This is a genomic window from Prevotella sp. LCP21S3_D2 (assembly GCF_052118345.1).
Taxonomy (GTDB): domain Bacteria; phylum Bacteroidota; class Bacteroidia; order Bacteroidales; family Bacteroidaceae; genus Prevotella.
In genome coordinates, this window is record NZ_JBQKHJ010000129.1 from 1 (window position 1) to 312 (window position 312).

1 pseudogene is annotated in these 312 nt (G+C 56.4%); it reads left to right on the forward strand.

What is annotated here, in order from left to right:
• Nucleotides 1-252: pseudogene (locus tag ACTQ16_RS16910) on the forward strand (HU family DNA-binding protein); the annotation flags it as partial.
• Nucleotides 253-312: the final 60 nt, after the last annotated feature.

Consider the following 312-nt stretch of genomic DNA (forward strand, 5'->3'; position numbering starts at 1 on the left):
AGCGTGCAGGGCGTTCACCTGATTGTGAGAAATACGAAGTCGTGGAGCAATGCTGAGCTGAAGAAGCTCACCAAGATTGTTGCCTACGACGAGTATAACACCAGCGAGGACGCCGGAGGAACCGACAAGCCAGGCGGCGACTCCAACACCGATGATACCACCCAGGGCGGTGGCGGAACTCAGGAAGGTGGCGGCGGTACCCAGGAAGGTGGCGGCGGCACCCAGGGAGGAGGTAGTGACGTAGGCTTCTAAAAGCAGAGCCCCTTCGGGGGCTGTGTTTAAGCAGCAAAAGAATTAATCACTAATCACTAA